This window comes from Noviherbaspirillum suwonense (assembly GCF_900182955.1).
GTDB classification, from domain to species: domain Bacteria; phylum Pseudomonadota; class Gammaproteobacteria; order Burkholderiales; family Burkholderiaceae_D; genus Noviherbaspirillum_A; species Noviherbaspirillum_A suwonense.
Map to the genome: position 1 here is coordinate 1 of NZ_FXUL01000032.1, position 18,682 is coordinate 18,682.

Below are 18,682 nucleotides of genomic sequence, written 5' to 3' on the forward strand. Positions count from 1 at the left end.
GATTTCTTCCCGAAGGCATAGGTCTATCCATAGCAGTATTCCTAGTCGTTAGTTTAAGGAATACCGGCGGTCCGGGGAATCATGGGGCTACTTCAGGAATTTAAGGTGCGAGACTTGGGGGATCCAAGGCGAGACCAGCATGCGAAGGAGTTGCTAACGCTGTTGGCGGCAAAGCCCAGCGAGAGCATTCCTGGCGCATGCGACGGCGGTCCTCCTCATTGGTACTTGGTGACGAGGAAAATGGCCGGATACGTTTTCAAGAGCCTTTGACGTAATAGCCCCCGAGTGTTGGCGGCGCCTTGACGTCTCCCGCCGTTATCCCGACGCTTCCGCCGTGATCGATCACCCGTCGACGGGCGCCACCCAAGGATACGGCCACACGCGGGTAAAGATCCTCGAGTTCCGGATACGTCTCGACCAACCATGCAGGGAAAGCGGCCGCCTGGGCCAATTTGAGAACTTTCCCGTTGATCTCAATCTCGCCTTCCGCGAGATCTCTCACCATCGGAAGCGTCGCGCCGCCGCCCGTCAGCGCAACGGCGAGTCTGCCGTTGGGCGCGCCGGCGATGAAACTTTTGTCGACAGACGCCAAAATCTCTTTCATACAGGTGCGAAGGGACGCCGAGAAGCTCGCTACCTGCTGTAACCCCAGGAATTCCTCGCGAGTCACTTCTACGACGTCGCCGTTGAAGAGCGAGACGGAGACTACGCCGTCGTTGAAGAGAGCTTCCTTATAGTCGCGCAGGTTGAGCTGGAGTGCACCGAGGATGTTGATCCAATATGGGTGGCGGGAATCAATGCCGGCTTTCTTCAGCACGATGCTTTTCAACAAATTGTCAAGATGATTGCCAGCTTCGGTGAGCCCGCGCGCGGAGTTTCTTACTTCGAAGGCAGATGCCCTGCCAGTTTCATCGTTGAAACCGAGACGAAACAAGCTGAAGTCGCTAGTGCCAGCGCCAACATCCACGACCATGACCAACGAATTGGCAGCCGCCTTCCAGCTCAACAAGGCGCCGGCCACCCCAAGCGGCTCGGTGACAGCCTTGTCAATGAATCCCGACGTGGCCTCTACATTGCCCGCCGCCGAAGCGGCCTTCATGAATTCGGCCAGATCAATGCCGTCCGCAATACGGGTAGCGAAGGTGTCCGCGAGTATCTGGGCTTCGAAAAGCATCCGTTTCAAGTCCTGCGCCGTCTTTCTCGATTTCGCGCCATCAAAGCACGGCATGGCGAATCGGCGCGAGATATTTCGTTCGTAGCCCAAGTCGTCAAGGCACTGGTTCATTGTCCAAGTGAGGAATGTCAAATAAGCCAAGATCATGTCCCGGTATGTGATGGTAACGTCCGTCGGATTAAATTGACCGGCCACCCTGTCGCCAAATCCTTCCTCCGAGAGATATCGTTTGACGTTATCGATTCTCTGTCGCTTCCCATCGAGACCCTCGACTTGCGAGCGCTGGACCGCTTGCGCCCCAAACCATAACAAACCATCGTTATCGATGTAGACCGAGGACACCAGCATCTCCTCGCTGATCTCCTCTTGGTCTCCCGGCCTGCCCAACTTGAGCACGTCTATTTCCTCGTAGGGCCGGTTGGCAGTCTCATCGCTGACAAGCGTCACCTTCGACATCGCGGTGCCGAAATCGATGCAGACACGTCTATCCGTCCCGGGCGCTGGCAGCGATAGACAACTTAGGTCTAGGAACGGCGCCTCATCCTCTGGAATCGGCCCTTTATCCGTGCCAGAGGTCGAGCGTTCTACCAAGATAACAGGCCTCTCCACGGAGGAAGCCTCGAAGCCTTCACTCTTCAGAGCGGGCCTTGGAACGAGCGCCGGCGCGGGCTCGACCTCCTGCGGATGCAGTGGTTCGCCCAAGCCAAGCGCCCGCAGCCCGGACCGCAGCGCTTCGATCTCGTCCTCGGTGATTGTCCCTGACAACAGGCCGGACCCATCCTCCTGTGGTCGTATCCGCTTAAGCAGGTTTTTGAGCAGAATGTGAGCTTCGGACGTGTCCATTATCTCTTCTTATTCCTTGTTGTTAGTCGTTCGCGGGCTCGACCCACGGCTTCACCAGCGTTTTTATCTTGCCCGCAAATTCCTTCTGGATGCCTTCCCGCACGATTCGCACGTGCCTGACCCCTGGCCTGGATCCTCCCAGCAACTCATGCTGCAAGGGGTTGTATTCGATCACTGCATCAAGCAAGCTGGTCTTTGATAGCCGGCGCATGCGGGCCAACTGCGTGGCTATGCGCGCCATATCTTTATAGGCCACGGCGGCCCGCTTGACGGTCGACGCCAATGGCGGCTCCGATATTTCAAGCTGTGGGACAACGGCGCGCTCAAGCTTGTCCATCGTTTCCTTGCATGCCTCTACCTCGATCAACAGCGCCCCTATCTGCTGGTCCTCTCCGTTCCCGATCTGATGATTGACCTCCCGTTGAACTTGCTGAACTGCGCCCACGCTCACCCACCAGGCGCGAATTTCGGGATCCAGATCGTGCAGTTCGGCGAAATACGCACTCATCGACCTCGCCGCCTGCTCCCGGCTGGAGAACACGACCTCTAGCGCCGTTGCGATATCTTTATCGGTGCGATTTTGACGAGCAAGCACCAGCGCCGATTCCTGAACGCATTGACGAATCTTCAACAACACCTCGGACTTGCCAAGGTACCGGGACCATTGGTCGCGACCGACCAATGATTTTGCGCGTTCCAGTGGCTGATAGGTTTCGGCGACGAACGCATTGGAAAATCTCAGTTCCACCACTCTGAGCGCCATCGCCAGCGCATTGTCGACGATGTTGAAAACGAGTTGTTCCTCCGTGGAAGCCCTAGCCGCGTTTAGTAGCACCGCCATCCAGGCGGACAACGCGGCGCCGGGGCGCGGCCCAATCGGTCCGGACCAGCCGCGGACAACTTCCAGCCAGATGGACGAGACGTCGGCCGCGCGCCGCAATTGGCCGTCGGTACCCACGCCCTGTTTAACCATCGCCGCAGTGACGGCGTGCCACGCCGACGCCAAGTCGCCCGAACGGCCGATCGCGGTTTGCAAGAGGACTTTACGCGCGTTTTCCGCAGTGTTGATTGCGAACGCTTCGTTAAAGCAGTAGTCCGTCACCCACGGATTTTCGACATACTGCAAGCTCAACGATGCGTAGTATTTTTCCTTGCCCTGCAGTTTGTCGATAGCGCCTGGTCGACGCGCGAGAACTCGCGGAATCGCGTCGATGACGGCACGGGATTGCGCACTTCCAAGCACGCTCGCGAGCCGTCCAAGCGCGGCTCCAGCTAGCAGCCCCGAATCCTCTTCTGTTCCCTCGCCCAGTCGAGTTATCGCGTCGATTGTCACGCGCAAATCCTCGTCTCTTTTCAGAAGCGAGTGGATGGTCTGCCGCGCCATACTGTTGGTTAGGATTTCGTTCAGGTCCCGGAGGCTTCGCGCCTCCCGGATGCTGGCCAGTTGCTTATCCCAGTTGTCGGAATATGTCTGATCTTTGTTTTCCATAGCGGCAGTTAAAATTAACCCATCTATACTCATGCTTTCCAATTGGAAAATCAATAACTTTCAGCGAATGCAGACCAGAATCACATCCACCGGAAATCGCATCCCTTTCGTATTCAGCATGGCCGCCTGCTCATTTTTCAAAGACGACAGTCTACCGGACAACAGAAGTCTCCTCGCCCTCACTTTCAAAAATACAATGGGTTTCATCAAGACCAAACAGCGTACGCGATTCGCCGTCGACGACCAGTTTCCGGGCTCGTGATGTGGTTGGTTGGTTCATTCGTCTTATCAATAGCAATAGGCGCCATTTGTTTTTTTCACAAGTATGCGAAAGATGCACGATATGGAACCGCGTTGAGATAGCCTGCGGCACAGGCAGCGATCTTGGTCAGGTGCGGCATTATCGACGCGTGACAGACAGACAACGCTGGACTTCTTTACTGCGCAGTTTGCGCCATGCGGCGCAGAAACGCGCCGAACAACTCATCGAGCTGAAGCGTCTGGTTTTGCAGACGATGTCCGTCATCCAGCAGATGGACGCTACAGGCATGCTCACGACCGAAACGCACGGAATGCTCGTATGGGATGATGTCGTCGCCCCAGCCGTGGACGATCTCAATTGCGCTGCCCGGACAAGCCGCCTGCAGCGGCGGATAGGCCGGCAGGAAGAACGCGGGCGCCAGCAGAAACAGCGCCTGCGGCTTTAACTTCGCGCTGGCGGCCGTTGCGACCCAGCCGCCCATGCTGGAGCCGACCAGGATCAGCTTTTGCGTGACCGATTCGCAACTGCGTACCAGTTTTTCGGCGCGCGCGACCGGATCGTCCATGCCGGCATAATCCAGGCTTTGGACCAGCATAGGATGCGCGCGGGCGATTGCGGCAAGGCGGCTGATCTTGCTGCCCCACGGGCCGCTCTCCTTGCCATGGACGAAGTGAACCAGATAGTCTACTTCCATAATCTCAGTGCTCATTGAAGATCCTTTCAACGTAATCGGACCATGCCGCTCACGCCGCTGCGCGGTCGGTCTGCTGCGCAGCTGCCGACAGAAACGCCAACCGTTCCTCCAGCAACTCCCGCAGCCCGCTGGTGCGTTGTGTCTGCCTGTCCATGCCCTGCTCCAGCATGGACGCCAGCGGCGTGACAAGCGTGAAATTGTCCCGGGCGCGCGTGATGCCGGTGTAGATCAGTTCCCTGCTGACCACGGGCGATGGTTTGACCGGCAGTACCAGGGCTGCGTGAGCAAATTCGGATCCCTGCACCTTGTGCACGGTCATGGCAAATGCGGTTTCGACATGGGCCAGGCGTGACGCCAGCACGCTGCGCACCCCTGCGCCGTCGAGCATGTAGACCCGCATGATGCCGCGCGGTCCCGGCTCCTTCAGGCAGACGCCGGTGTCGCCATTGGCCACACCCAGGCTGCGATCGTTGCGGGTGATGATGACCGGGCGGCCTTCGTACCACTCTCCGCTGCCGTCCAGCAGTTTCATGCTCCTGGCATGCTGCTCGATTGCCTCGTTGATCCCGGCCACGCCCCAGACTCCTTCCCGGACCGCGCACAGAATGCGAAAACCATCGAAGCCCTGCAGCACGCGCCTTGCCCAGTCCGGATGCTCGGCAGCGTCGCGTGGCCTTGCCGCAAGCTCGGCAAAAAAGCGTCCGTAGCCGTCATTGGCCCGCATCCGGCCCCGGATCGCCAGTTCGAGCAGACTGGCGGTGCTGGCGCGCTCGTCCCAGTGCAGCGTGCCGTCCCCAGCGCCCGCATCCTGCAAGATCGCCAGGGCATCGGACGCGCGATTTTCATTGACCGCCAGCGCCAGCGTGCCGATCGGTCCATCGAACCGGCGGCTCTTGCGCAGCATGACGATCTGCTGACACAAGGCATGGCCATGACCGATCATGGCAGCCGGCACCGCCTGGCCGCTTGCAGCTTCGATATACCGTGCCGTCGCTTCGGAATAGCCGCCGGCATGTGCGTCGCCGCACAAGTCGCCAAGCACGGCGCCGGCCTCGACCGACGCAAGCTGGTCCTTGTCCCCAAGGATCACCAGCATTGCCTGCGGCGGCAGCGCTTCCAGCACACAGGCCATCATTTCGAGATGCGCCATGGATGCTTCGTCCAGTATCAATACGTCCACATCCAGTGGCCGGAATGCGTCGTGGCGGACGGTACGGGTTTCCGCATGCATGCCGATCAATGCATGCAGAGTGACCGGCTGCCCGAGCCGGGAACACAGCCCGGCAAGATCGATCAGCCCGGCGGCCTTCTCTGTCAATCCGGTCAACGCCGCATCGATCGACTCCCGCAGCCGCGCGGCTGCCTTGCCGGAAGGCGCAGCCATGGCGATGCGCAGGTCCGCCGACTCGCCGGCTAGCCCCTGCAGCAGTGCGAGCAGGCGCGCCACCGTGTAGGTCTTGCCAGTGCCGGGACCGCCGGTGATGATGCTCAGGCAGCCGCGCGCAGCGATGGCGCAAGCCGCCTTTTGCCAGTCAACAGATTCGCCAGCCGGGAAGGGATCGAACAGTCGGTCTAGGTAATGCCGGACCTGCGCTGCATCAACATCCCGCTCGACACCGACCCTTGCGGCAACCGCGCGGGCGATCTGGTTTTCTTCGCGCCAGTGGCGGCGCAGATAGAGCCGGTCACGGTGGAGCACCAAGGGATGGCCAGCGTCCCCGCAGCCAGCGCTCCATACCGGGCCGCAAGCCACCAGCAGCTCGCGCCAGGCCTGCGACCCGACGGGCAACGGTCCGGCGGCCTCGCACAGGCGCTGCCACTGCGCCTCTTTCCAGGCAAGCTTTTCCCATGGCTGGTCGGCCAGATCCTCCAGCCGCAGGCAGGAGTGGCCGCGCGCCTCGAACTCGGCGAGCAGGACGCAGCCCAGCAACGCAGCGGCCGGCACATCGCTAGAGGTGGCGATGAAGCGGGCGAAGGACAGGCCCAGCATGCCGACACCGCCGTTGCCGGCACAGTCATCGAGGCAGTCGAACAACTTTGAATGGGGCATCATGCGGCCTTCCTGGCAAGGTCATCATCCCGCAGCAGCGCATCGAGGCGGTCGAGGAACGCAGTATCGGGTTTCAGGTGGAAACATCCGCGCGTGCCGGCATGACCGACACCACGCAGGAAGAAAAACAGCGCGCCGCCCAAATGCTGTTCTGGCACATAGGTGGCGCCGAGCCGGCTGCGCAGAAGCCGGTGCAAGGCGAGCAGGTACAACGCCCCCTGCACGTCGTAGCGGTTGGCGGCCACGCTGGCGGCCATTGCGTCCGCGGTGTAGGCGGCATCGTCCTGGCCCAGCCAGCTGGCCTTGTAGTCCAGCACCCAGTAGCGTCCGTCCTGCTCGAACACCAGGTCCTGGAAGCCATGCAGCATGCCGTGCAGCTGACTGGAGGCCAACGCCGGCACGGCTGTTTCCCTGGCCAACAGCTGCTGGCACAGCACATCCAGCGCAGCGACGCTGGCCTGCTCGGTCGGCAGCCAGAATTCCATTTCCGGTATGGCGCCGTGGAGGTCGCGCAATGCAACGCCGATTGCCGGCAGCGGCGTGGAAACGATCGCGAGCAGCCAGTCATGCACCGACTGGTGATGCCGCTCCCACCCGGCCGCCCTGCAACGCGCTAGCACCTGTTCGCTGAAGTCCGGCGCATATGCCGCGGCAAATCCATCCCGCGCCAGCCATTCCAGTTGTGCATGCATGAACAGCCCGGGCAATGCGCCGCGCGGCAAGCCGTGCCAGCCGGTCGGTGGCGCCGCAACGACCGGAACGACGTCGCCGGTTTCCTGCAGCAGCGCGTCCTGTGCGGGCGTCTGTGGCGAGCGCATGCCGGCAAGCTTGTTGCCGAGGGCGCTGTAGCTGGAAATGGACCAGTTACGCTCGAACCGGCCCCGATACTCGGGCTGCGTCGACAGCGGCGCCCGCGGGTTCTCCCGTCGCAGCCTTTCGTTACCGGGCTCGCGCCGCGCATCCTCGACCACGATGCCGGCCTGGCCGGCAGTCATGCTGCAGATGTCGTCGAGCAGCGCATCGGACGAGGTTTTGGTCTCGCCATGAATCAGATAATTCAGCGCCGACCTGCTGATATCTTTGCTGGACAGCGACGTCGCGCCCAGCCACAACGCATGCTCGGCCCGGGTCAGCGCGACATAGAGCAGGCGCAGGTCTTCTTCCTGTATGGCAGCATTGACCGCTTCAACTGCTTCATCGCCGCCCTTCACCGCAACGACGCGCGTTCCCTGCTCGTCGGTATATTCGTAATAGGTTTCACCGCCTTTAGCTGTCCGTGCCGATACGGCGAACGGCAGGAAAACCAGTGGGTATTGCAATCCCTTGGACTTGTGAACCGTGACGACCTGCACCAGTTCGGCATCGCTTTCCAGCCGCTGGATCCGTTCGTCGCCGGTCTCGCTGCCATCCGCGATCTGGTCCGCCAGCCACCGGATCAATGCCTGCTCGCCGTCGAGCTTCTGGCTTGCCGCCTGCAGCAGTTCGGCCAGATGCAGCAGGTCGGTCAGCTGACGCTCGCCGCCGTCCTGACTGAGCAGCGTCGTCGGCAGGCCGAGGTCGTGGATGAACTTGCGCAGCATGGGCAGAACGCCGTGGCGCTGCCATAACTGCCGGAGCGACTTGAGCATCTCGACCCTGGCTTCCCATGCGAGATCGTCGCCGACGGTCGCGGCCAGTTCTGCCAATGCGACGCGGGCAGTCGACGTGGCGAACGCGGCGCGCCCCAGCGCACCGTCGAACGGGCTGGCCACCGCCTGCAGCCAGCGCAGCACGTCGCGCGCCGCTACGCTGTCGAATACCGAATCCTTGTCGGACAGATAGACGCTACGCACGCCGCGCTTCTGCAGCGCGCGGCGCACCGCGGCCGCTTCATACCGGTCGCGCACCAGCACGGCGATATCGGCTGGCTGCAGCCGGGTGAAGCCAGGCGCCCCGACCCGTCGCTCGAAGCCACATTGGGCGTCGTTGAGCAACGTGACGATACGCTCGGCGCACAAGCCCGCGAAATGCTTCTTGTATTCGTCGGCTTTCATAGGCTCGGGCCGGACCCAGATGGTCATCGGCTTCACGTCGCCGCCCGCCGCCACCAATGTTTCCTTGCGTCCGTTCGCCCGCACCGGTTCGAACGGCAACTGGTTGCTGCCATTGCTGCGGAAGCAGAATGCGCCCGCAGGATGGCCGGTTCCGCCGGCCAGCGACTCGGCATGGCTGAACAAGTGGTTGGCGGCCTCCACCAGCGCAGCGGTCGAGCGGAAATTGGTATCGAGCCGGTAGTGCCGGCCGGCAGTGGCGACACGCGCAGCGAGATAGCTGTGGATATCGGCGCCGCGGAAACTGTAGATGGCCTGCTTCGGGTCGCCGATCATGAACAGCGCACCGCGATCGGCGACACCCTGGCCTACCCGGTACAGGGCATCGAGGATGCTGTACTGGTCGGGCGAGGTGTCCTGGAATTCATCGACCAGCGCCACCGGATACTGCTGGACGATGCGCTCGCGCAGTGCTTCGGCGCTGCCCCCCTGCGCGTCGAGCGCCACGCGCAGCCGCGAAAGCATGTCGGCAAAGCCGAACTGCCGCTGCTTCTGCTTGAGTTCGGCCATACGCCTGGCTACATGGACTGCGGCGTGACGCAGCAGCATCGCGTCCAATGGCTGCAGGCTCTGTATCGCTTGCTGCAACTGCGGCGTGAGATCGAATACCGCGGGCACAGTTGCGGCGATTGTGGTCTTGTGAGCGGCGTTTGCGCAATCGACGATACCGGCACGGCTGAGCTTTTTCCAGACAGAGGCATCGAAGCCGGGAACATCGATCATGGCAGGCGTAGCGGCCCAAGTCGTCAGGCTGTCGAGCCACTCGGCAACTTTGTTCGGCTTGATTTTGCTGGCATGAAATGCTCCCGGCGTGCCGGTCAGCACCGACATCAGCCATCCATGCATGGCAAGCGCATGCGCGCCCCATGCCGCCTTCAGCGGACCGAGTACGGTATCGCACTCGACCTTGTATGCGTCCAGAAGGCTGCCCAGCGCATCTTCCGCTGGCACGTCGCAGATCAGGTGAGCCCGGTCCACCAGGTAGCGCACCTGCTTCTCGAAACCGGCAAAGTCGTTGAACACGCCACGCAGCACGGCGATCTGGTCACGGTCGAGCGCATACACCTGCTGCCGCCAGTAGTCACGCAGCGCTTCGCTGCGCAATGCGCTCTCGCTGCTGATCATTTCCTCATCGAACATGCAGCCGCTGTCGAACGCATGCTCGCGCAGCATGCGCTGGCACCAAGCGTCGATGGTAAAGACCGCGCAATCATCCATCGCCTCGGCCGCCGTCGCGAGCTTGTACGCTGCGTCGCGCCGCATCTGCGGATCGCTGTATTGCGCCAGCAGGCCTTGCAGGAATTGGTCGCCTGCGTCGGGCTGCTGCCTGTCCCGGAAACAGGCTGCGGCTTCGACCAGGCGCGCGCGGATGCGGTCGGACAGTTCGCGTGTCGCGGCGCGGGTGAATGTCATCACCAGGATTTCGGCCGGCATCAGCGCACCGCCGAAACCGTCATCGCCGCCATGGCCCAGCACCAGCCGTACATAAAGCGCAGCGATGGTATAGGTCTTGCCGGTGCCGGCACTGGCCTCGATCAGGCGCGTACCATGCAGCGGGAAGGTCAATGGGTCGAGTATGTGGCTCATGCGATTTCCTTCTCCTGCATGTCGTCGAACACGACGACGTCAGCCTGGCCGGGCACACACATCCATGCGTACAGATCGCCGTACAGCCGCTCGATGCACTCCTGCCAGTCCGGGTTTTCCTGCAGCGCATCGAAGTCGGGCCAGAGCCGGGCCAGGCACGGCTGATAGGCGACCTCACCCGGCCGATCGAAGCCGCCGTCGTATGCAGTGCGTGCACTGCTTTCCTGTTTGTCGCCGCCATGCAGATAAGCCATTGCGGTCCTGCTGCCGACCGGCAGCGGTCGCGCCATGCCGTCGAGCCAACATTCGATCAGCTTTTCGAGTGTCCGGCGCGATTCGTCCGGATCGAGCGGCGCCATGTCGACCTGGCCGTCGGCGCCGACCAGGCAGCCTGCGAGAGCCGGGGCTGTAGCGGTCTGCATTGCAGCGCTTGCCAGTTGGCGCAACCAGGCCAGAAGGATTTTTTCGGCCCTGAGAACCCTATTCCTTCCCTGGGCCTTGAGCACCCGCCCGAACTGCTGCTCGACCAGCACCTGACCTTCGTCGCCGCGCCGGACATTGTCGATCCAGTCTTCCAGCATCACGCCACGATGCTCGAGCCGGACGCGGATGCGCTTGCCAGGTTTGGGAAACCGGATACACAGGTCCAGCCAGGCCAGCCGCGCCGGCACGAAGCCTGTCACCAGTTCCTGCTGGTAGTGCATGCCGAATTCCTTCAGAGGCAACAAGCCTTCGCGCGCCAGTCGCCCGGCCCGTTCAGTCATTGCGCGGTCGGCCTCGTCCGCCGACTCCTGCAGCCCGCGGTCTTCCAGCAAACGGCGCCCGGCATGGTAGTGCTCCAGGCTGTCGAGCTGAAACGGTTCGTTGTCCTGCCCGCCGGCTGCGATGTCATCAAACCCCACCTGCAGGCGGCGACTGAAGAAATAGGCAACCGGCTGCTTGAGGAATGCAGCCAGTTCGCTCAGGCTCAACCGCTGGCCCGGTTCGGGCGTCCATGCAGGCAGCGCATCCGCCGCGGCAGGACCGGCTTCGACATGGGCCTGCCGCCATTCGACGGCGTGCGAAGTCAATCCGTCTTCCTCGAAATAGCGGCGGCTGAACGGCTGCATCGGATGCTCGGTCGTGATTTGCTTCAGATCCAGCTTCCAGCATGTCTCCAGATAGTCGCGCAGCTGGGCAACCAGCACCGATGGCGGCATCGCGCTGTTGTCGCGAATATTGCGGCCGGTCCAGCTGATGTAAAGCGTGCGGCGTGCCGCCAGCAGTGCTTCGAGCATCAGGTAGCGGTCATCCTGTCGTCGCGACCGGTCGCCCGGGCGCGCCAGGCTGGCGATCGCCAGCAGGTCGAAATCAGCATTCTGGGCGCGGCGCGGATAATCGCCGTCGTTCATGCCGAGCAGGCAGACCACCTCGAACGGCACCGCACGCATCGGCAGCAGCGTGCAGAAGGTAACGCCGCCCGAGACAAAGCGCTGATGCAGCGAGGCTTCGTCGACGCCGCCCAGCCAGGCTTCGCGCGCCACCGCGAAGGGCAGTTCGCCATCGAAACCGGCGGCGGCGCAATGCTGTTGCCAGGCCAACAACGCCTGCTCGAGCGTGGCCTGCGTCAGGCGATCGCGCTGGCTGTCGATATCGAAGAAAGCAGCCATCAACTCGCGCCCGCGTACCGCCCAACTATCCGGTGTGGCAGGCAGCGCCAGCTTTTCGCGCCAGATCAAAAGCGCGTGGATCAGGCAGGCAAGCGAGCCGGCCAGCGCCGCGTCCAACCCGCCAACCTCGGCGAACGGCTCGATGTCGAGATAACTGTCGCCACTGCCGCAGGCATAGCCCAGCAGCATGCGTTCGACGCCGAACAGCCAGGCATTCTGGCCCCCGGCCTGGCCCAGGCCGAGCGCATCGCGATGCGCCTCGTCTAGTCCCCAGCGAATGCCGGAACGCTCGATCCACTGCGCCACGCGCGGCAGGTCTTCCTCCGCCAGCCTGAAACGGGCGGCCAGCGCCGGCACGTCGAGCAGGCTCAGGATCTCGCTGTGCAGACAGCGCTGTTGCGGCAGGCGCATCAGCCAGTCGATTGCCATCAACAGCGGGTTGACCCGGCGCGCTCGGCGATGTCGACGACATCGTAGGGGATATGACGAGGATGCAGCAGCGCATGCTGGCCGAACACGGCATGGATGGCTGGCGCAAAAACTTCGATATCGGGCACCATGACCACGATGTCGCGCGGCCGGAGCGCACCCTTGTCTTCATCCAGCATGGTGAGCAGACGGTCATGCAGGACCTCGACCTCGCGCTGGACGCTGTGCGCCACCTGGAATTCGATCGAGGCGTCGACCGATGGCGCTTCGGCCGGATGGTCGTCCGGCGGCAGCAGGTCGCGGATGGCAGCCTGCACCTGCTGCAGCAGCGTGTCGCCCGGCGCGTCGTCGAACAGGTCGAGCTTGTTGACCGGGAACCGTTCACGCGCAGCTTCGTCTTCGTCGAACCCGTCCAGCAGCCGGATGTAGTCGCGCCCCTGCCGGCCCCAGCAAGCCAGCAACGGATGGCTATGTGCATGCATGTCTTCCAGTGGCATGTCCGCCAACGACTGGCCGTTTTTCAGCTGTTGCCGGCGCTTCGCCTGCAACATCTCGCGGCCGTCGATGATATCGGCCCAGTGATATTGGCAGGGATTGTGCACGGCCATGATCACCTGCACATGCTTCGACAGCGCAGCGATGGCTTCCAGCGTCTGGTAAGGCAGCGACGAGATGCCGAAGACGATCACCCGGCGTGGCAGCGGCCGCGCCGGCGCCGCGCCTTCAGCCAACGCAGCGACGAAACGACGATGCACGGCAGCGCGCGCATCGTCCTGCTGTTCGGCCGCGACGCTGTCCCAAATCGCCCGCCACAACCGCGCTTGCCATGCCTGATCCGGCGGCACCGGCTGCGCCGCGCCGCCGCCGTGACCGCGCAGGACATCCTTGCCATCCTCCCAGTCCTGCAGCCAGTCGGCGCGATACACCTGGTATTGATCCATCAGGTCCGACAGGCGCTGGCACAGCTGCAGCAGCCGTTCCAGACTGCCGTCGGCCAGGTAACGCTGCAGCGGCGCATAACCATGGCCGGCGACCAGTTCCGGCAGCAGCCGCATCAGGCGCCAGGTTAGCGCGGTCTTGTCGAACGGCGAATGGCGCGCGACCTGCGCATGGCCCAGCATGTCGCGATAGGCCTGCCACAAAAACCGCGCCGGCAGCATCACCCGTGTCGCGGCACATACCTGCAGGTCCGACGCCAGCGCGATTTTCAGCCACTCGGCCACGCCATTGGATTGCACCAGCACGACTTCCTCTTCGAGCGGGCCCAGCGGATGCTCGCGCATGAAATTGACGACGACATCCCTGAGGTTTTCGAGGCGATTGCTGTGCAGCGCGATCAGCGCGGGCGTAATGGCGGATGACATGGGAATCTGTCCCTTTCGTTTTATCTGGATGACCTGTTGAAGCTAGGCCGCACTGTTGCACGCAGCTTGGCTTGCCCTTGCGACATTCCGTGTCGCAGGCATTGTCGTCTATACTCTTGTTTCTATCAAGAAATTGTTCTAAGAGCGAGAAAACGTGCCGGCATGTGTTCAGATGGTCCATGCCGCACGACGTTTCTGGCCTTTTTTCGACCGCTAACCGATACATTCCATGGCCTTGCTTAGTCCCAGACTTCCCCCTCCCGCCGCTCGGCAAGGCGGTCTTTACCGAGAACTCGATGTGCTGGACCGCCTGCAAGCTTCGCTCTCCGACGGGTATGAAATCTTCCACAGTGTGTCGCTGCAGAACGACCACGACGGACTGGACCGCCAGCGCGAGATCGACATCGTGGTTCTGGGCCCGGCCGGCAACCTGCTGCTGATCGAAGTCAAGGCAGGAGCGGTGACGCTGCGCGACGGCAGCATCTACAAGCTGTACGGCAATGGCGAGAAGGACGTGGCGCGCCAGTGCCGGATGCAGTTCAATGCGATGCAGGGTCGGCTGAAGGAAGCCGGGCTGAACCCGCACATTGCTACCTGCCTGGTATTGCCTGACTACCAGGTGCCGGACGCACACATCGCTGCGATGCAGCGTTCCCGCATCATCGGTGCGACGCAATACGCGCAACTCGGGTCCCTTGTCCGCGAGATCATGGCTGCTGCAACGGCTACGGATAACGTGGGCGCCTTGCGGCGCTTCCTGCGTAATGAATTCCACGTCGTGCCTGATCTATCGGTCATGAGTTTGCAGCTGCGGCAGACTGTGCGTCAGCTATCGGGCGGGCTGGCAGGCTGGGTTCCGCGAATCACTTCGCCGTCGCGTTGCATCCGGGTGCAGGCAACTGCCGGGTCCGGCAAGACCCAGCTCGCGCACCGCCTTCTCGACGATGCGGTGACGAACGGCCAGGCCGCTCTTTATGTTTGCTTCAACCGCTCGCTGGCAGACCACATGGTGCGCATCTCGTCTGCGCGGGCGCAAGTGCTGACGTTTCACGAGGCCTGCGTTGCGCATCACCGGCGCAAGCATGGAGAACCGGACTTCACGCAGGCCGGAATATTCGCTGAAATTGCTGCGACCTATATTGCCGACAGCGCGGAATTCAATGCGAAATACGACGTGCTGATCGTCGACGAGGGGCAGGATTTCGAGCCGGAATGGCTGCAGAGCTTGCTGACTCAGCTCAAGGACGATGGACGGCTGTATCTGCTGGAGGACGACAACCAGCGGCTCTATGAACGTGCGCGGTTCGACTTGCCGGAAGCGGTGGTCGTCGATTGCTCGGAGAACTATCGCAGCCCGCGTGCCATTTGCGATGTGATCAACGCGTTCGGTTTGGCCACGCCGACGGTGCGGTCCTGTAATCCCTACCAGGGCGAGATCCCGGGGTTTCATGTTTATGCGACGCCGGAGCAGCTTGTTGCGCAGACTGTGCATGCGATCGGTCTGCTACTGGCACAGGGGTTCAGGGTTGAGGATATTGTCGTTCTGACTGGACATGGCCTGAACCGGTCTGCCCTGCTTGCCCGGGAGACGATCGGATCGTTTAGCACAAGGCGTTTTACCGGGGCTTATGACCGGGATGGGAATCCGGTCTGGACGGCTGGGGAATTGCTGGTGGAGTCGGTTTATCGGTACAAGGGACAGTCGGCGCCGGCGGTGGTGCTGGCGGAGATGGATTTTGTGGAACTGGGGGAGGCAGAAAGAAGGAAGCTGTTTGTCGGGATGACGCGGGCACAGGTAGCGTTGGAGGTGGTGGTGTCGCGGGAGGCGGAGAGGTGTTTTGCGGGGGTGCTGGGGGCTTAATTTTTGTACGCGTTGCATTGTGCCTGTAAGCCAAATCTCAGGCATTAACGGCTAAACCCGGGCCGCTGCCCCTTCCCTACTGAACTTTAAAAGCTGTTCGACCTTTTTTTACTGACCCACGCAATGTCCAAAATCGATCACGCCTCTTTTGAAGCAACAATATCAGCGCTCACCCAACCACTGAATGGGCAATATCCACGGCCCTGGATGACAGATCTTGTCGATCCATTTTCCGCGAGAGTTTTTATCGTGGGGCGCAACCAGGCGAAGGGCTATGACGCTGCACAGTTGACGCATCGCCGTCATATGGACGCGTTATTCAGTCGCAATGGAGAATCGTGTCGCAGGCTCTATGAAGAACTGGTTGGAACGTCTTCGCAGACTCGACAGAACACCAACCGCCTGCGCGATTTGCTGCTGCAAGCGGGTGTGGATTCGGTGCTAGAGACCAATGTCATCTGCTACTCCACGCCAATGAGTGCGATCCTTTCTACGGCTGCCCATGCTGGCGGCAGAGGGCGCGGCGCCGAAATCTTTCGAACTTTGCTCGAATCTATTCAGCCTCCCGTGCTCATCGTTCATGGAGCCGGGACAATCAAGGATTTATCCAAGGTGCTTTCGTATGATTTGCCGCCGCCATGCGCCGAGCCTGGAAAACCTGTTAGTGCGCAGATTGGAAACACCACTGTTTTCGTCGTAAGAAGTCTCGCGCCGACAGAATGGTGGCAATGGCATGGATGGGCATGGTCGCACTTGAAACTCGTTGCTGAGGAAGTTGCTGACTTGCTGAGGTAATTTTTGTACCCGGCGGCAGCGTTTGCAAGGAAGAACGACGTGTTAGTCTGATTGGAATGTCGGTGAATACACGACAACAAATAAATCTAGAAAGAGTTTTGAACCCTATCTGCCTTAGCGAAAAGCCAAACTATCCAAGCTCCTTTACCTTTGGTTGTCAAGTGATCCGGACGAGCCAGAGAGTTTTTAATATCTCGGATTAACTTAGCGTCGTGGTGGTTCGATGAATAGGTAAATCATCGACATTATTTAACCGCTCGATAACCGATTTGCAAAAATCGACAGCGAGCATTCCGAAACACTACCCTGCGGCAATACCCTAAATTAACTATAGGCTTTTACTTAACTACGAGGCATTATTGACGTGCAGAAAATTTTATTGATTCAAAGCCATCTGCGCTAGTCAACGATTACATAAAGAAATGTAAAATATTGCACGCAATCTTTAGTTTCAAAGGGCAGCAATGAAAACCAACAACAAAGTACTTAGTAAACGCCCATTCATTCACTGCGTAAGGTGCAATGAAATGATTAGGTCTGAGGAATTAGCAAAGCATGTCCGAACGGTCCATGCTGACTGCTTACCGAAACCGCTGCCTATGCCTTCATTCCCAATAAATTTCGGTTCTTCGGCGGCGGGTTACCATAGCAAAAGGGGGACTTCGGAGAAAACAATGTGTAGCGTCTGTGGATCCCCAGCCATTCCAGGTGACAACGTTTGTTCAACTCATGCTGGTTAAGTCAAGCCTGTTCCAATGACTGCTGACGCATTTTCGTGAAACTGCACCGAATCACCTTGGCTCATACGATCAAAGAAGACAAGATGTCTTGGTTGTACTTTTAGAGTCTTTCGATCCATCGTCCGACCATCCTCTAATTTTGAAGGTAGGTGGAATTAACCATTTAATGCCCAGCTCAATGCACTAAACTTTTTCCTTTCTTGTCGAATTTTTGTCGAACCTTTTACAAGATCATAGGTTGCAATCCAAACTGACGATGCGTTAAAGACTCGTTACAGGCCCCGCATTCCCGTCCCAAGGCGGTCACATAAATCTATTTTGGAACCGCTCTAAAGTATTTCTCCGACCTGTCGTTTACGTATTTGTAATATCCCAGCCGGCCGCCACTCAGTGAATGCAAAGCCAAGCGGCATTAATAGGCACGTGCAAGAAGGCAGCGTGCCTGCAGCTGACTAAAAAAAGGAATTGTAATGCAGGAAAAAATCGGGGATGCGCCGGATCATAAAGCAAGCGCAGACGAAAAATTAAAAGTTATCGTACAAAAGCGTAATCAGGATGTACGCGAATATTTCGATAAAAGATACGTTTTCGAAACGATAGCGACCGATATTAGACAACTCATTGATCTCCGTGGAAAAAATATCGACGAGGTACTTTCAGATATGTCCGATATCGAGTCGAGTTTGGAAGTGGTGAGCGAATTATTTACTGAACTCGGCTTCATGACTGAGCACGGTGGCGAATTCGATATCGATTATTATCGATGCATGAGACTCGAACGCAGGATCGCGAATCGGAATATCACCGAACTCGAGGAAATACCGGAAGAATTTCGCGACTCCCTTGGATACATGCTTGATTCCGATGATGACGAGTATCCGCGTAATACGGCCTCTATTCACGACGACCTGCGTGACGAGTATGAGGAGCTGGGCTATAGGTTAAAATCGTACCATGATTTTTCCGACTACATGCCAGAAGGCAGAAAAAAGGAAACGCAAAAGTTGAAGACTGAGCGAGAGCAGCTAAACACTTTATTGGACGAGTTCAAGCGCGCAGCGAAATCCGTTGCCTATCATTTTTGATGCAATGATTGTGAGCGCTTCCCATATCAGGGCACCCGGAACGAAGCTTTGCAAGGAAAAAATGCAGCCAATTAGTCGCTGTTCTATTATTTTGATCGCGATCGGAAATCTCAGCCCGCGACTTGCCATTGCATCTCAAGAATTTGCGAGTATGGTTGGCTCGAAATTGATGTGGCATCACGTAGAAGACGTAGAGTTGAAGCAGGACGTTTTTCTTGAAAGCCTATTCAATGAACCTGCGAAATTAGCGTGGATTTTTGCGAATGACTCGGAGGTGAAAAAACCGATGTTGGCCTATTGTCATTCGAGGTTGCAGAGAACCGTTCCAGTGATGATTGCCAGTTTTTTAGACGGGCAGGAACAGGAGATAGAAAATGCAACTCATCCGATCCTTAAGGAAGGGGCGATACTTCAACCGTATACCAACGAGACTTTCAGCCTTATTTTGGAAATGATAAGGGGGGCTGTCAGCAAGTCCAATCTGTAGGCAGCATGCTTGGGCCACTTCATTACACAGAGCTAAAATTCTGGCGGCCAGGTCCATGATTTTTAAAGCAGTCATGAGCCAAG

12 protein-coding genes are annotated in these 18,682 nt (G+C 59.6%); 5 read left to right on the forward strand and 7 right to left on the reverse strand.

Features of this window, described 5'->3' with window-relative positions; genetic code table 11:
• Positions 1–81: 81 nt before the first annotated feature.
• Positions 82–270 (forward strand): transposase DNA-binding-containing protein, encoded by a 189-nt coding sequence (locus tag QOL82_RS26330; protein WP_283445295.1) that lies wholly within the window; start codon positions 82–84, stop codon positions 268–270.
• Here QOL82_RS26330 and QOL82_RS26335 read toward each other — a convergent pair.
• The 7 genes from QOL82_RS26335 to QOL82_RS26365 all read right to left on the reverse strand — a co-directional run bounded on the left by QOL82_RS26335 (position 257) and on the right by QOL82_RS26365 (position 13,631).
• Positions 257–2,017, reverse strand: coding sequence for an Hsp70 family protein (locus QOL82_RS26335; RefSeq protein ID WP_283445296.1), 1,761 nt, complete (start codon positions 2,015–2,017; stop codon positions 257–259). The genes QOL82_RS26330 and QOL82_RS26335 overlap by 14 nt on opposite strands.
• Positions 2,018–2,039: 22 nt before the next feature.
• On the reverse strand, positions 2,040–3,539 hold the full coding sequence (locus QOL82_RS26340) for a hypothetical protein (protein ID WP_283445297.1): 1,500 nt from the start codon (positions 3,537–3,539) through the stop codon (positions 2,040–2,042).
• A 404-nt stretch (positions 3,540–3,943) separates the two neighbouring features.
• Positions 3,944–4,477 (reverse strand): alpha/beta fold hydrolase, encoded by a 534-nt coding sequence (locus QOL82_RS26345; protein ID WP_283445298.1) that lies wholly within the window; start codon positions 4,475–4,477, stop codon positions 3,944–3,946.
• A 34-nt stretch (positions 4,478–4,511) separates the two neighbouring features.
• Positions 4,512–6,515 (reverse strand): exodeoxyribonuclease V subunit alpha, encoded by a 2,004-nt coding sequence (gene recD, locus QOL82_RS26350; RefSeq protein ID WP_283445299.1) that lies wholly within the window; start codon positions 6,513–6,515, stop codon positions 4,512–4,514.
• The gene (gene recB, locus QOL82_RS26355; protein ID WP_283445300.1) at positions 6,512–10,189 is read right to left on the reverse strand and encodes an exodeoxyribonuclease V subunit beta; all 3,678 of its coding nucleotides are present in this window, start codon (positions 10,187–10,189) and stop codon (positions 6,512–6,514) included. The genes recD and recB overlap by 4 nt, the downstream gene beginning before the upstream one ends.
• Positions 10,186–12,267 (reverse strand): hypothetical protein, encoded by a 2,082-nt coding sequence (locus QOL82_RS26360; protein WP_488158811.1) that lies wholly within the window; start codon positions 12,265–12,267, stop codon positions 10,186–10,188. The genes recB and QOL82_RS26360 overlap by 4 nt, the downstream gene beginning before the upstream one ends.
• Positions 12,267–13,631: an exodeoxyribonuclease V subunit gamma gene (locus QOL82_RS26365; protein WP_283445301.1), complete on the reverse strand. Its 1,365-nt coding sequence runs from the start codon at positions 13,629–13,631 to the stop codon at positions 12,267–12,269. Before QOL82_RS26365 ends, QOL82_RS26360 begins: the two co-directional genes overlap by 1 nt.
• Positions 13,632–13,860: 229 nt before the next feature.
• On the opposite strand from QOL82_RS26365, the gene QOL82_RS26370 reads away from it, so the two are divergent.
• The 4 genes from QOL82_RS26370 to QOL82_RS26385 all read left to right on the forward strand — a co-directional run bounded on the left by QOL82_RS26370 (position 13,861) and on the right by QOL82_RS26385 (position 18,599).
• Positions 13,861–15,492, forward strand: a complete 1,632-nt coding sequence (locus QOL82_RS26370; protein ID WP_283445302.1) for an NERD domain-containing protein — start codon at positions 13,861–13,863, stop codon at positions 15,490–15,492.
• A 123-nt stretch (positions 15,493–15,615) separates the two neighbouring features.
• Positions 15,616–16,287 (forward strand): hypothetical protein, encoded by a 672-nt coding sequence (locus QOL82_RS26375; protein ID WP_283445303.1) that lies wholly within the window; start codon positions 15,616–15,618, stop codon positions 16,285–16,287.
• A gap of 1,210 nt (positions 16,288–17,497) precedes the next feature.
• The gene (locus QOL82_RS26380; RefSeq protein WP_283445304.1) at positions 17,498–18,112 is read left to right on the forward strand and encodes a hypothetical protein; all 615 of its coding nucleotides are present in this window, start codon (positions 17,498–17,500) and stop codon (positions 18,110–18,112) included.
• A 61-nt stretch (positions 18,113–18,173) separates the two neighbouring features.
• Entirely contained in the window at positions 18,174–18,599 is a 426-nt protein-coding gene (locus tag QOL82_RS26385; protein ID WP_283445305.1) for a hypothetical protein, read from the forward strand.
• The last annotated feature ends 83 nt before the right edge of the window (positions 18,600–18,682 follow it).

What these genes read in the sequence shown, in the direction of transcription:
- QOL82_RS26330 (WP_283445295.1), top strand. Translation starts at nt 82, where the DNA reads ATGGGGCTACTTCAGGAATTTAAGGTGCGAGACTTGGGGGATCCAAGG.
- QOL82_RS26335 (WP_283445296.1), bottom strand. Translation starts at nt 2,017, where the DNA reads ATGGACACGTCCGAAGCTCACATTCTGCTCAAAAACCTGCTTAAGCGG.
- QOL82_RS26340 (WP_283445297.1), bottom strand. Translation starts at nt 3,539, where the DNA reads ATGAGTATAGATGGGTTAATTTTAACTGCCGCTATGGAAAACAAAGAT.
- QOL82_RS26345 (WP_283445298.1), bottom strand. Translation starts at nt 4,477, where the DNA reads ATGAGCACTGAGATTATGGAAGTAGACTATCTGGTTCACTTCGTCCAT.
- recD (WP_283445299.1), bottom strand. Translation starts at nt 6,515, where the DNA reads ATGATGCCCCATTCAAAGTTGTTCGACTGCCTCGATGACTGTGCCGGC.
- recB (WP_283445300.1), bottom strand. Translation starts at nt 10,189, where the DNA reads ATGAGCCACATACTCGACCCATTGACCTTCCCGCTGCATGGTACGCGC.
- QOL82_RS26360 (WP_488158811.1), bottom strand. Translation starts at nt 12,267, where the DNA reads ATGGCAATCGACTGGCTGATGCGCCTGCCGCAACAGCGCTGTCTGCAC.
- QOL82_RS26365 (WP_283445301.1), bottom strand. Translation starts at nt 13,631, where the DNA reads ATGTCATCCGCCATTACGCCCGCGCTGATCGCGCTGCACAGCAATCGC.
- QOL82_RS26370 (WP_283445302.1), top strand. Translation starts at nt 13,861, where the DNA reads ATGGCCTTGCTTAGTCCCAGACTTCCCCCTCCCGCCGCTCGGCAAGGC.
- QOL82_RS26375 (WP_283445303.1), top strand. Translation starts at nt 15,616, where the DNA reads ATGTCCAAAATCGATCACGCCTCTTTTGAAGCAACAATATCAGCGCTC.
- QOL82_RS26380 (WP_283445304.1), top strand. Translation starts at nt 17,498, where the DNA reads ATGCAGGAAAAAATCGGGGATGCGCCGGATCATAAAGCAAGCGCAGAC.
- QOL82_RS26385 (WP_283445305.1), top strand. Translation starts at nt 18,174, where the DNA reads ATGCAGCCAATTAGTCGCTGTTCTATTATTTTGATCGCGATCGGAAAT.